Raw genomic sequence first — 13,452 nt, forward strand, 5'->3', positions numbered from 1 at the left:
AAAACAGAATATTAATTTTAATAAAAAACAGTTTGGTACTCTACTTTATAATATAATTATCCGGTATAACTGCACCTTTTTTGATGACAACAATTCCGTCTTTAATGGCATATAATTCATTCGAAAAATCTTCTAAATGACTACCGCCATGAATATAAACATCATTACCTATCCTACAATTTTTATCAACAATCGCATTACTTATAAAGCATCTTTCGCCAATTCCTACTAATTGCCTGCCTCCCGTTATATCATCATTCATGTCACATATATTTTGATAAAAATCATTTCCCATCACATAACTGTTTTGAATAATAGTTCCTTCCCCTATCCTGGATCGAATACCAATCACGGAACGATTAATTTCTTTGGCATTCAAAATACATCCTTCAGAAATTAATGATCTGTCTACCATAGTCTTTTGGAATTTCGATGGCGGCAATAATCGTGGTCTGGTAAATATTTTATTATCGTTATCAAATAAATTAAATTTCGGCAAGTCATCTGTCAATCCAATATTTGCTTCAAAAAACGAATCGATATTACCAATATCTGTCCAATATCCTTCATATTGGTAACTTAATATCTTTTTATTACCTACTGCTTGCGGAATAATTTCTTTACCAAAGTCTTTAGTCTCTTTGTTTGACATGATTTCTACCAACAACTTTTTATTAAAGATGTAGATTCCCATTGATGCCAAATAGTCTTTTCCTTCTCTTTTCATTTGCTCGCTCACATCTGACTTCCAATCTGGTAAAAGTTCCTTGGCTGGTTTTTCAATAAAGGATTGAATACAACTTTCAGAATTCGTTTTTAAAATCCCAAATTCAGGTGCATCTTTATCATTTACTGGCAATGTTGCAATTGTAATGTCAGCTGCATTCGATATATGAGATTCAAGCATTTCGTTGAAATCCATTTGGTACAATTGATCTCCCGAGAGTATCAAGGCATAATCAAAATCATGATTCAAAAAATGAGGCATACATTGTCTTACCGCATCTGCCGTACCTTGAAACCATGTTGGATTATCAGGAGTCTGTTCAGCAGCGAGTATATCAACAAAAGCATGACTAAAAATACTAAAGTTATAGGTGTTCTTTATGTGAGCATTTAAAGAAGCTGAATTAAATTGCGTTAATACAAACATTCTGTAAATATCTGAATTCATACAATTTGAAATTGGAATGTCTACCAATCTATATTTTCCTCCAATTGGCACAGCTGGTTTAGACCTTGTTTCTGTTAAAGGATATAATCTGGAACCTTGTCCTCCACCTAAAATAATTGCAATGACATTTTTCTTTTTAGCTTTCATTTCTTACTAATTATTAAATTATATATCTCTACGTACTCTTGACAAACTCTACCCCAAGAATGGTCTGTCTTCATGCCTATTTCTCTAATTTTATTTAAACTTTTTTTATCTTGAAATAAATCTACTGCTCTTTGAATTGAATAACAAATGTCTCCAACACTTGCCTGATCGTGACATATCCCGTTTCCATCATCTCCAAAATCAATTACTGTATCTTTCAGTCCTCCTGTTCGTCGCACAATAGGTATTGTTCCGTAGCGTAGAGAATACATTTGGTTTAAACCACATGGCTCTACCCTTGAAGGCATCAATAAAAAATCAGAACCTGCATAAATCAAATGAGCTAATTCTTCATTATAACCAATAAAAGTGTTGAAGTTACCTTTATAATCGGACAATAAACTGTTTAATTGGTTTTCAATAACTGCATTTCCAGAACCTAAAATTAAAATATTTATTTGTTGGAAATTTTCAGATAATGCAAGTGCTGCGGCATGCGGCAATAAATCACCTCCTTTTTCTTCTAATAATCTTCCAATGAAACTAAAAAGAGGTTTGCTTGGATCTAAATTAAAGAGATTGCACAATTTTTCTTTATTTTCCTGTTTTCCTTTTTCAAAGTTTTTAATCGAATAGTTTTTTTCTAACATGCCATCAGTTGCCGGATCCCACACTTCTTCGTCTATTCCGTTCAAAATACCTTTGGACTTATGTCTCACTAAATTAAATAAAGATTCTAATCCATTGGCCGAATAATTTATTTCATTCAAATAATTAGGAGAAACTGTAGTAACAGCCCAGGCACACTTTATTGCTACAGCCAATGAATTGATACAATTGTCCCATTCTAAAACTTTGACGTGTGCCAAATCAAATTCTGGTAAATAATATAATTTGTCAAAACCAAACTGTCCCTGATATAAACCATTATGGATGGTAATCATACTAGGTGTATTTCGTAATTTTTGATATTTATCGCAATACAACATAATGAATGGAATTAATCCGGTATGATGATCGTGACAATTGATAACATCTGGAATCTCGTTTCTACTAATAATCAAATCTAAAGCAGCAATTTGGAAAGACAAAAAGCGTTCAATATCATCTTCATATCCATACACTTCTTTTCTATCAAATAGCTCCGGAATTTCCACTAAATAAAGTTCAAATTCTAACTTATCTGATTTCTCTTTGAGAATATTAAATGGAAAACTGAAATTTCCTAACTTCAAATGTCCCCAATGAACACATTCAAACTCATTCTCTTGCCTGAATTTTGTATCGTAACAAGGCATAATAACTCTTACATGATGTCCTGCATTATTTTGATATTTAGGCAATGCTCCAACAACATCTGCTAAACCTCCTACTTTTGCTACTGGGTAACATTCTGCACTGATATGAAATATTTCCATTTATGAAGTTTTTTATTCAATAATTATTGCTTAAACAATAGTACATTTAATTATTTTATTAACTTTTAAGTAATCGCTGAGAATTCATTAATTTTTTTAGAAAAAATACTACTTTTATGTTTTTCTAAATTAAGTAAAAAATAAATAAAATATTAACACAGTCGAAAATTTATTGTAATGACAAAAAAAACTTCTATTCATACTCAATCATTGAAAATTCCTAAATTTATCTTACTAACAAGTAAATTTTTCTCTGTTATTTCGCCAAAACTGGTAACTTTATTTGCAGCAAAATTATTCACAATGCCTATAAAACATAAAATTCCTAAAAGAGAATTAGATATGGATCAAAAAAGCATTCAAAAATTAATTTTTGTTCCAGCAATTAATAAAGAGGTGATGGTTTATAATTATGGGCAAAGTGACAAAAAAGTGCTATTAGTTCATGGATGGTCTGGACGAGGAACTCAATTATTCAAAATAGCGGATGAATTACTTAAAGCGAGATATTCCACCATTAGTTTTGACGCACCAGCACACGGAAAATCCCCGGGAAAAACGACTATTATGGTTGATTTTATTGCAACTATTTTAGAAATTGATAAGCAATTTGGACCTTTTGAAGCTGCTGTAGGTCATTCATTGGGCGGAATGTCGGTTTTGAATGCAATAAAGAAAGGACTCAAAGTAAATAGCGCCGTAGTAATAGGCAGCGGAGATATTGTTCAGGATATTATGGATGATTTTGTTACAAAATTAGAATTGAAACTTAGTATAAGCAAGCTTTTGCGTTTACATTTTGAGAAAAAATATGGAGAAGATATGAATAGTTATTCTGCTTATTTAGCCGCAAAAGAGACCGATGTTCCCGTTTTAGTAATACATGACAACAACGACTCGGAAGTTCCGGTAAAAGCGGGGATACACATTCACAAATACCTGAAAAATGGTGAATTATTAGTAACCGACGGATTAGGTCATAGAAAGATCTTGGGTAATTCTAAAGTAATTGAAAAAACAGTTCAATTTATAGATAATAAGTAGCTTATTTTTAGTAATTTAACTAAACGTAAAATTCAGAATAATACCAACAAGAGATCAAAAGTAAAACGTAATAATTTGTCAATAAAAACAATAAATAATGAAATATCCTTTAGAAAAAACAGAACAAGAATGGAAAGAGCAATTAGGTGAAGAACGTTACAGAATTCTTCGTAAAAAAGGAACTGAATATCCGCATACCGGAACTTACAATTTGCATTTTGAAAAAGGAACTTATTGCTGCGGAGCTTGTGGAGAACCATTGTTTGAAAGCAACTCAAAATTTGATGCACATTGTGGCTGGCCTTCTTTTGACGAATCCATTGCTGGAAAAGTAGAATATATTTCAGATTTTACACTTGGTATGAAACGCACGGAAATCCTTTGTGCTAATTGCGGAAGTCATCTAGGGCATGTATTTGACGACGGACCTACCAAAACTGGACAACGATATTGTGTGAATTCCTTATCAGTGAACTTTGAACAATAATGGTAAGGATTTATTGGAAAACTCAACTTTTTGGGGTACAAAACGTGAGCCTATTCTGGCGAAGCATTAAGAGCGAAGACATCCGTTAGACCATCACAATGCCATATATCTCCAATGTCAGGAATTTTGAAATAAAGCCAAATAGTTACAAAAAATTGCTCAAAAAGTTGAAAAAGACAAAAATATTCCACTGACGATGGATGGTTTAGTTGCTTTAAAAGACATTGGACGAAAGTCCGCCAATGTCATTATGCGAGAAGCAAAAATTCCTTCAGAAAGTATCATAGCCGATTTGCATGTCACAGCAAGACACCCAAAATTGGTTTAACCACCGAAACTAAAAATGGAATTAAAGAAGAAAAGCAACTCATGCAAGTATTGCCAAGAGAAATTTGGGGCGAAATTGGTATGGCTATTTCATTTTTGGGACGAGAAATTTGTCGACCACAACCCAAATGCGAAGAATGCCCAGTTAATGACATTTGTAATTTTTACAAGACTATTTTCAAAAAATATCCCATGTAATCAAATCGCAATTGATTAAATGGGATCTTAAATAATTTATTGCTAAAAAATTACAAAAATAATTTATCAACTATTTTAGATACAGCGCTTATTTCAGTAGTATTTTCAATAGTTGGACCTGCAACCCAAACCGTTTTATAAGTTACTTCAGTGGCAGCTTTAGTAACTGCATTTGATCCGATCATGTATCGAATCATCTTTACCCACTTTTTTAAAGTTTTATTTTTATTTAAAGTTTGCTCTAACCAAGTCTGTTTAGTTCCCACCTTTTTAACATAAGGCGTATTAATGACTGTACAAGGTGTTCCCGATATTTTTTCAGTCAAAACGATATCTTTTGCACCATAATCAACACACGCTTGTTTATATTCCTGTGAAACTCCAGATTCAAATGACGCAATAAAAGGACTTCCCACTGATACGCCTACCGCACCATAGGATAACATCTTTTCAAGCTCTTTTTTAGTGCTGACACCACCCGCAGAAATAACAGGCAATGTGGTATTCAAATTTAATTCTTTGATCAATTCTTCTGGACCATAATTACCTCTGTGACCGCCCGCCAGATTATTGACGGCTATTAAAGCATCGGCACCCAAACTTTCCACTTTTTTGGCAAAAGCCAAGTCGGTTACATCACAAAAAACTTTAATTCCTACCTTATGAGCTTGCTTAATAGTCTCTTCAGGTGAACCTAAAGAAGTAATTATAAAATCTACTTTTTCTTCACACAATACAGCTAATTGATCCTTATATTTGATATTTGATTTATTGACAATTAAATTGTAACCAAAACTCCCACCAGCAACTTTAGCTGCTCTAAGTTCAATAATTGAAGCCCGTAATTCCTCCAATGTGCGATAATTTAATGCAGGAATACAACCCGCAACACCCGATTTCATTCCTTCAATAACCATTTTGGTATTCGAAACTAAAAACATAGGTGCCATGATCAATGGACGATTAATATTCAAAAGGGAAGTTAGCGAAGGTTTTATCATTATTCGTTATTTTTAATTAAAACAAATATAGCAAAATATACTATGCACGCCTAGTATATATAATTAAAACAAAAGGTGATTTTGGAATTCAGAAAAGGAAGAATTTGATTTCTATTTTAACTTTATAATTGCATTACGAAAAATCAGAAAATGTGATTTTGTCCGTACAAAAATTTACAAAAAAGGAACCAATCTTCAATAGTGACCTATTAATTAAATTTCCGAATATTATAAAAAACTGAAGGCAAAGTGTCAATTACACTCTACCTTCAATTGATAATTGCTATTTTATAAAAAAGAAGGCTTAAAAGCTGGTTTTACTCGTTTTTTAGAAGCTTGCTCATATGCAAATCCCAATCCTATCAATTTTCCTTCCATATAAGGTGTTGAAAAAAAGGATAATCCAACAGGCAAATCATAGACCATTCCGCAGGGAACGGTAATGTGCGGATATCCACTTGCCGCAGCGGGAGTTGTCAAGGAGTATCCCCAGCGGTCTCCATAAATCATATCAATACTGCATGCTGGACCCATTGTTATTCCGCAAATGGCATCTAACTTATTTTCTTTGAAAACCGAATTTAAAATATTTTTACTTCCTATAAAACTTTTTGCTAATGAATCAACATATATCCTGTCATCTAATCCTTTTTTTGCATCAGAACTTTCCAGTGTTTCTTGCTTGAAATAAGGCATAGCCTTATCTTCATTGCTTTTATTAAAGGCAATTACTTCTTTCAAAGTCTTTACTTTAGCATTGGCTGTAGCCAAATATTTATTTAATCCATCTTTAAATTCGTATTGGAGGACTTCAAATTCGGCTTGACCTAAAGCATTAATTTTATCCAGATAGTCAATTTCGACTATGATAGCACCCTGTTTTTTTAGAAGGTTGATAGCATCTTCTAAAAGTGCATTAATATATTTATTATCTCCTTGTGGTTTTTTCTCAATTCCGATGCGCTTGTTCTTCAAAGCGTTTAAATCTAAAAACTTCGTATAATCCTTTTGAGCCTTTCCTTTGCTTTCAAGCGTTACAGTATCATCTTGGTCAATAGCAGCAATTGCTCCTAATAAAATGGCAGCATCGGTTACGGTTCTAGCCATTGGCCCTGCAGTGTCCTGCGTTTTTGAAATGGGAATAATTCCAGATCTACTTACCAAGCCTACTGTTGGTTTAATACCGACAACACCATTAACGGAAGCTGGGCAAACCACAGAACCATCCGTTTCTGTTCCGACAGCAATTACGCAAAGATTGGCTGACACAGCAGTACCTGAACCTGCACTGGAGCCACATGGATTGTGATCTAAAATATAAGGATTTTTAGTCTGACCGCCTCTGCTGCTCCATCCTGAACACGATTGGGTTGAACGAAAATTTGCCCATTCACTCAAATTGGTTTTACCAATAATTATTGCTCCAGCCTCTCTTAGTTTTTTAACTACAAAAGCATCATTTGAAGCAATATTCCCTGCCATTGCCAAAGATCCTGCAGTTGTTTGCATTTTATCGGCAGTGTCGATATTGTCTTTTATCAAAACTGGAATACCGTGCAAAGGTCCTCTAATCTTACCTGCCTTCAATTCTTTATCCATTACAATAGCAATAATAACTGCATCTGGATTAATTTCGATAACCGAATTCAATTGAGGTCCATTTTTATCTACAGCTTCAATGCGCTTCAAATACAATTGTACTAATTGTTCCGAAGTATATTTTCCGGAAGTTAATTTCTCTCTTAAACTGCCGATGGTTTCTTCATCCAGTTCAAAGGCTTCATTAGAATCTTCTATTGGTGCTGAATCTTCATTCTTTTTGGTGCTGGAGGTGCAACCAGTAACCAAAAGTGTAGTAAACCCTGCTGAAGCAAGAGTTGCAGTAGTTAAAAAAGATCTTCTTTTCATAGATTAAATTATTTATTTGGTTAGCAATTTATTAAACAAGAAACTAAAGTAGTTTTTTTTCACCAGATAAAGCAACCTATTAATTGGAACAAATGTTAAAGTTTAGATTCTCTTAGTATGGAAATATACTTCAACAAACTTTTAAACGTAAAAAAACGAAAATAAAATGGAAATCAAAATTAGATATGTAAACACAGGCACAAATTTTCGTTGGGGATGTTCATAATGAATCGTATCATTTTTTAAAAAATTACTGACAGACAACATCAATTTGCTTTCAAATAGTTTTGATAATTGCTTGCTTAAAACATGTGTAAAAGTTAATAAAGTGCTTTTTTCTAATGAGGAATTACCCTTATTATTTTCATCTTTAGTATCACTAAACCCAACAATACTATCATAGTGATAATTTCTTAAAAATCCTCTATTCTCGTCTTCTTCCTCTTCAATATTCTTTAAAACGAAGAACCAAGAACAGATCAAAAAACTGAGCAGCATAAAATATATTGGAAAATCAATTTCCGAACATGTCAATAAGGTGAAATTGTATATTCCAAAGCCAATATTAGAAAGTAAAAGCGATTTGTAAGGCGAATTTGACTTAGCTTCTACAAAGAAACTCATTAGAACAATGCCAAAGGCGATATAAGAAATAACGGTAAAATTTTGCAAAGGCAAAAAAATAGAATCCATAATTAAAATTGTTTTATTTACTTTACAATAATGTCATGTTTTGAAAGAAAAGTAAATGCCTGCCTTGACAAATCCCTTTAGGATGTTGCGGACATAAAAAGCTAGTTAAACTCAAAATAGAAGAACATATAGCACCAAAATATTTACAAAATTATTGCGCTTTTTCTAGACCATCATACAATACATGTCTCCCTCTACGGATTCCAAGAGGATGCCGATCACATGATTTTTCTATTAAACTTACAACACTATTGCTTTTAGAAACACAATTTTCACAGTAATACGTTTGAATATGATTTAATCTTTGATTTACCTCCTTTGAAACAAAAATATAAGTTTACCGTAAGCTCAATTAAATCGTCTTATGAAAGGTACTTTTTAAGCTATGAAAGAGCTCAATTGGTTTGTAAACGTAAAAGGCTCCAATCCAAAATTGGATTAGAGCCTTTATAATTATTCATTTCAACTATTATACCGTCAGTCTTATGGTCACTGTCGTTCCGTTATTTTCTGTAAACAGAATGTTAATCGGATTGACATTTGAATTTTGTAAAAGGGAAAGTCTTTCTTTAGTCAACTGAATGCCTTTCGAATTATGAATTTTCGCTTTTTTAGCAGCATTTAAGCTCATACCGTTGTCAATAATTTTGCATTCTAAAATATTTTTAGTCAACATTTCAAAAGAGATTGTCAATTTTGGAGCAGGATGCGAAGCGTGAAAGGCATGAACAAAAACATTTTCAACAAAAGGCTGCAATAACATGGTAGGAATTTTGGAATGGTAAACATCTACGTCAGAACCAATATGGAATTCCGTTTCAATTCGGTTATCAAAACGCATATTTTCAATCATAATATAGGATTTCAAATACTCAATCTCTTCTTCAATCGCAATCGTTTGTTTAGATGAATTTTCTAATGTTTGACGAATTAATTTAGCAAACTCTCCTATGTATTTCAAAGAATTACCGATATCATTACTAATAATATAATCCTGTATGGCATTCATAGCATTAAATGTAAAGTGCGGATTCATCTGGCTTAACAAAGCTTCCAGCTTGGTTTCTGCGATACGTTTTTGTATCACTGCCTGCTCTCTGGATTTCTTTTTAGATTTAAAAATCAAATACACTAAAACATTAAAAATAGACAAAACTGCTAAAGCAATAAACCACCACGTCATCCAAAAAGGAGGTCGTATATGAATTTCCAATAATTTAAAAATGGTTGCTTTCCCTGCATTCGAATCAAAAACTTCAACTTCTAAATTATAGTTACCGTACGGTAAATAAGGTAAAAACAGGTTTGTTTTTTCACTGTACGGACTCCATCGATTTGTACTTTTTAGACGATACCGAAATTTTAATTTATTAGGAAAATCATGCCCTTTTGGTATAAAATCAATCGAAAAAGAATTGTCTTTGTAATCACAAATTAATTCTTTTGAATTATAATGAAACCATTTATAATTAGAGAAACTAATTGGAACATTGTTAATTTCGATTGTTGAAATTGTCATTTCTGATACGGTCATTTGTGGCGCTATTAATCGCTCTAAGTCAATTGTGTAATATCCTTTTTTGGTTCCCAACCACAATTGATTTTCGAATATTTGTGAAGTGGTAACCGCGCCATCTTTCAATCCTTGCTCTTTATCAATCAATCGAACAACGCCATCCTTGTATAGGTTGATTCCTTTCTCGGTTCCGATGAGAATAAAATCTTTAAACGATTCTAAAAACAGAATAGTATTACCTACAATCTCTTTTTTAGAAATAATTTTTAAAATTTTAAAAGCTTTTGAGTCATCTACAATAAAAACATTTCCAAATTCGGCAGCCAAAATAAGTTGTCCCTTGCTATTAACTGTAATATGTTTGAGCTTTTTCTCCTTCCAAATTCCTTCTGCTAAGTAAGAATGAAACTGATTATTTTTATAGACATACAATCCATTAAAAACAGATAGAAGATAAGTTTTGTCATTATAATTGAGAGTTTTTACGATGGCCGTAACCTTTTCATCTAAAGATTGTACTTTCAAATTATAAATATCATCATATATATGAACTCCACCATAAGGATTGGTCTCAAAAAAATTATTATTTGGAGTAAAACCAAATTCATAAGTATGAATGGGAACATAGTTTATTATCTTTCCCTCAAAATTAATTTCAAAAAGTCCAATATTACTGCTAGCCCAAAGGACTTTACCATGCTTTACGAGCCTATAAAATTCGATACCGCTTGCCGGTAACTTATAATTCAATTCAAAAAAATCATCAGCGTGTGTGGGCAATGGTTTTTTAGTTTTCTTTATAAAATCTATTTCTGCCTTTTTAAAATCGGATAAAGAAATACTACTTAAAAGAGTATTAGAAGCATTGAAAATAGAGATCCCTTTCTGGTGCAAAATAACTTTTTGATTATTAAAAACTTCAAAATCAATAATCGATTTCTCCTCAAACAAGTTATAATCAATCATTTTATTCAACCGAACTTCATAAATTCCTTTGTCTTTCGAACCTACATAAAGAATATCTTTTGATTTATCATAAACAACATTGAGTAAATTTCGGGAATCAATACCATACTGATCTGAAACATTAACCATCTTATTATTAGAAATTTGATACAATCCACCATCGCTGTCGAAAAGGCCCCAAGAAGCAGCTAAAATGTTATTTCTGTTGTCTTTTACATAGTCCCAAATAATAGATTGACCAAAGGCGTTTGTAGATAGAAGACCCTTTTTTAGATGTTCTAATTCAATAATATTAATAAATCCTTTATTGCTTAAATAGAGTTTAGAATCAAAATTTCCTAAACTATAAGCGTGCGAATCCATGGCATTTCCAGTAATTTTAAATTCTACAATAGGTACAATTTTCGGAATGGAGCTGGAAAAATCAACTTTAAACAGACCCTCGTTAATAGTCGAAAAATAAACTGCCTTTTCGTAAGTAAAAAAATCACTTACCATAAACACTCCAAAATGAGGACGAATTCCTTTTGTCGTAACAACTTTATTGGTCTTAATGTCGATAATAGAAATACCTAATTCAGTTCCAATAAACATTTTATTTTTATACGAAAATAATTTTCTAACCCGATCTAATGGCAATCCATTTTTAACATTAAAAACAGTAAACTTTTTACCATCATATTTACTAACTCCACCTCCATAACTGGCAAACCACATGTTTCCATTACTATCTTGATTAATATCCCAACAGCTGTTATGACCCAAACCATCAATTTCATTAAGAGTAGAAAATGAACCATTCTCCATTCTGGAAACACCATTTTCAGTTCCAATCCATAAAATATTTTTTGAATCCAAAAACAATGAGCGAACTGCATTATTAGGTAAGCCATCTGTAGTAGAATAATTCTTGGAGGGATAATACTGCCCTAAAAGTAAATATGGAAAAAAAAATAGACCGAAAAAAAGGATCAACTTATTTAGAAATCGCATCAATTAATTCTTTTTTGGTAAATGATTTATCTGAAACAGGAATTTTATCACCAGTAATCATTTCTAAGATAAATTCATCAGATCTGAAGCTAATTACAAATTTGACATTAATTAGAAAGCTTCTATGAACTCTCAAAAAATTAGACGAAGGAAGCAATTCACAAGTCTCCTTAAATGATTTAGAAGTAAAGTAATTTTTGTCCAAAGTATGAACTGCGGTATAAGCTCCATCCGATTTACAAAAGATAATTGTATTGGCTTGCACAACTTCAAAACCAGTTTTTGAAGGGAAGACAATTCTTTCTTTCCCTGTATTCTGATTGGCAATGTTCTCCGCTAATAACTTATAACGATCAAAATTAATTTTAACCAATTTGGCTTGCTCAACTCGAGCAATTGCTGATTTAAAATCGGCGATGTTAATGGGTTTAAGAAGATAATCTAAAGCACTATTTTTAATAGCATCTATGGCATATTCTTTATAAGCTGTTGTGAAAATAGTTTCAAATGCTATCGTTTCAAAATATTTAAAAAGTTCAAAGCCATTTTCATCTTGCATTTGAATATCTAAAAAAACAATATCCGGATTATGTTTTTTTATCGAAGTAACTGCTTTTTGAACGGAGTCACATTCATCAATAATTTCTATTTTTTCGCTAAAATAAAGATTACATAATTTTCTTAGAAAACTACGTCCATGGGCTTCATCGTCAACTATAATTACTTTTAATTTCATTTAACCTTAAATATTTTAGCTAAAAATACTACATTTAAAAGTTGAAACCTACCAATATTAAATATTAAAAAACGTTTACAAACAAAAAAATACTATTCAACTAAAGAAATAAGATTTAATAAAATCTGAAATAAATTTAAATTAAAGAAAAGCGACGACAGAATCTCCAATTTAAACTTAACTTAAATTTTCTTATAGTAAATAGCTAATATATCATACTCTTCATAAATAAAAAAACTCCATCAGTTTTAAACTAATGAAGTCTTTTGTACTCAGAGCGGGACTTGAACCCGCACGAACATTGCTGTTCACTGGATTTTAAGTCCAGCGTGTCTACCAATTTCACCATCCGAGCATTTTGTGGTACCTCCAGGGATCGAACCAGGGACACATGGATTTTCAGTCCATTGCTCTACCATCTGAGCTAAGGTACCATTCTACTTTACTTATGATGCAAAGTATGAATAAAAAACCCCGTTCATTAGAACAGGGTTTTCAAAGAAAGGCGACGACATACTCTCCCACATAACTGCAGTACCATCTGCGCAGGCGGGCTTAACTACTCTGTTCGGGAAGGGAAGAGGTGAGCCCCGCCGCAATAACCACCTTAAGAGGTTATAATTGCTTTGGGCAATTATCTATAATTAACAATTGATAATTTACAATTCATAATTATAGTAATATCTTAACATACTGAGATAAAGAAAATAAAAAGTGTTGAGAAAGTTTCTTCCTCCCGCCGTAGCGGGAGGAAAAGCGTACATAAGCTTACGGGTTATTAGTACTACTCGACTATGACATTACTGCCTTTACATCTATAGCCTATCAACGTAGTCATCTCCTA

General features: G+C 32.3%; 11 protein-coding genes, 2 tRNA genes and 1 rRNA gene. 4 read left to right on the forward strand and 10 right to left on the reverse strand.

From position 1 onward, the window contains the following. Positions 1-40 precede the first annotated feature (40 nt). On the reverse strand, positions 41-1,321 hold the full coding sequence (locus C4S35_RS07350; protein WP_103999558.1) for a glucose-1-phosphate adenylyltransferase: 1,281 nt from the start codon (positions 1,319-1,321) through the stop codon (positions 41-43). Continuing rightward, complete coding sequence (locus tag C4S35_RS07355; RefSeq protein WP_103999559.1) at positions 1,318-2,739, reverse strand: glycogen synthase; 1,422 nt, start codon at positions 2,737-2,739, stop codon at positions 1,318-1,320. Before C4S35_RS07355 ends, C4S35_RS07350 begins: the two co-directional genes overlap by 4 nt. Positions 2,740-2,916: 177 nt before the next feature. On the opposite strand from C4S35_RS07355, the gene C4S35_RS07360 reads away from it, so the two are divergent. The 4 genes from C4S35_RS07360 to C4S35_RS16380 all read left to right on the forward strand — a co-directional run bounded on the left by C4S35_RS07360 (position 2,917) and on the right by C4S35_RS16380 (position 4,795). Continuing rightward, entirely contained in the window at positions 2,917-3,783 is an 867-nt protein-coding gene (locus tag C4S35_RS07360; RefSeq protein ID WP_103999560.1) for an alpha/beta fold hydrolase, read from the forward strand. 97 nt (positions 3,784-3,880) lie between these two features. Beyond that, the gene (msrB, locus tag C4S35_RS07365; protein WP_103999561.1) at positions 3,881-4,270 is read left to right on the forward strand and encodes a peptide-methionine (R)-S-oxide reductase MsrB; all 390 of its coding nucleotides are present in this window, start codon (positions 3,881-3,883) and stop codon (positions 4,268-4,270) included. Positions 4,271-4,466: 196 nt separating this feature from the next. Next, positions 4,467-4,598, forward strand: coding sequence for an HhH-GDP family DNA glycosylase (locus tag C4S35_RS16185; protein WP_279627778.1), 132 nt, complete (start codon positions 4,467-4,469; stop codon positions 4,596-4,598). Positions 4,599-4,678: 80 nt separating this feature from the next. Then, entirely contained in the window at positions 4,679-4,795 is a 117-nt protein-coding gene (locus tag C4S35_RS16380) for a hypothetical protein (protein ID WP_244175209.1), read from the forward strand. Positions 4,796-4,845: 50 nt separating this feature from the next. Here the strand turns inward: C4S35_RS16380 and C4S35_RS07375 are convergent, their stop codons facing one another. The 8 genes from C4S35_RS07375 to rrf all read right to left on the reverse strand — a co-directional run bounded on the left by C4S35_RS07375 (position 4,846) and on the right by rrf (position 13,218). Next, complete coding sequence (locus C4S35_RS07375; protein WP_103999562.1) at positions 4,846-5,796, reverse strand: NAD(P)H-dependent flavin oxidoreductase; 951 nt, start codon at positions 5,794-5,796, stop codon at positions 4,846-4,848. Positions 5,797-6,084: 288 nt separating this feature from the next. Next, positions 6,085-7,704: an amidase gene (locus C4S35_RS07380; RefSeq protein ID WP_103999563.1), complete on the reverse strand. Its 1,620-nt coding sequence runs from the start codon at positions 7,702-7,704 to the stop codon at positions 6,085-6,087. Positions 7,705-7,845: 141 nt separating this feature from the next. After that, complete coding sequence (locus C4S35_RS07385) at positions 7,846-8,397, reverse strand: hypothetical protein (protein ID WP_103999564.1); 552 nt, start codon at positions 8,395-8,397, stop codon at positions 7,846-7,848. Between the two features lie 469 nt (positions 8,398-8,866). Next, complete coding sequence (locus tag C4S35_RS07395) at positions 8,867-11,872, reverse strand: sensor histidine kinase (RefSeq protein ID WP_103999565.1); 3,006 nt, start codon at positions 11,870-11,872, stop codon at positions 8,867-8,869. Then, positions 11,856-12,608, reverse strand: coding sequence for a LytR/AlgR family response regulator transcription factor (locus C4S35_RS07400; protein WP_103999566.1), 753 nt, complete (start codon positions 12,606-12,608; stop codon positions 11,856-11,858). The genes C4S35_RS07395 and C4S35_RS07400 overlap by 17 nt, the downstream gene beginning before the upstream one ends. A gap of 269 nt (positions 12,609-12,877) precedes the next feature. Next, positions 12,878-12,963 (reverse strand) — tRNA-Leu (locus C4S35_RS07405). A 6-nt stretch (positions 12,964-12,969) separates the two neighbouring features. After that, a tRNA-Phe gene (locus C4S35_RS07410) sits at positions 12,970-13,042 on the reverse strand. A gap of 66 nt (positions 13,043-13,108) precedes the next feature. Continuing rightward, positions 13,109-13,218: ribosomal RNA gene (gene rrf / locus C4S35_RS07415) — 5S ribosomal RNA — on the reverse strand. Positions 13,219-13,452: the final 234 nt, after the last annotated feature.

Origin of the sequence: Flavobacterium urumqiense (assembly GCF_900108015.1) — a bacterium.
Classification (GTDB): domain Bacteria; phylum Bacteroidota; class Bacteroidia; order Flavobacteriales; family Flavobacteriaceae; genus Flavobacterium; species Flavobacterium urumqiense.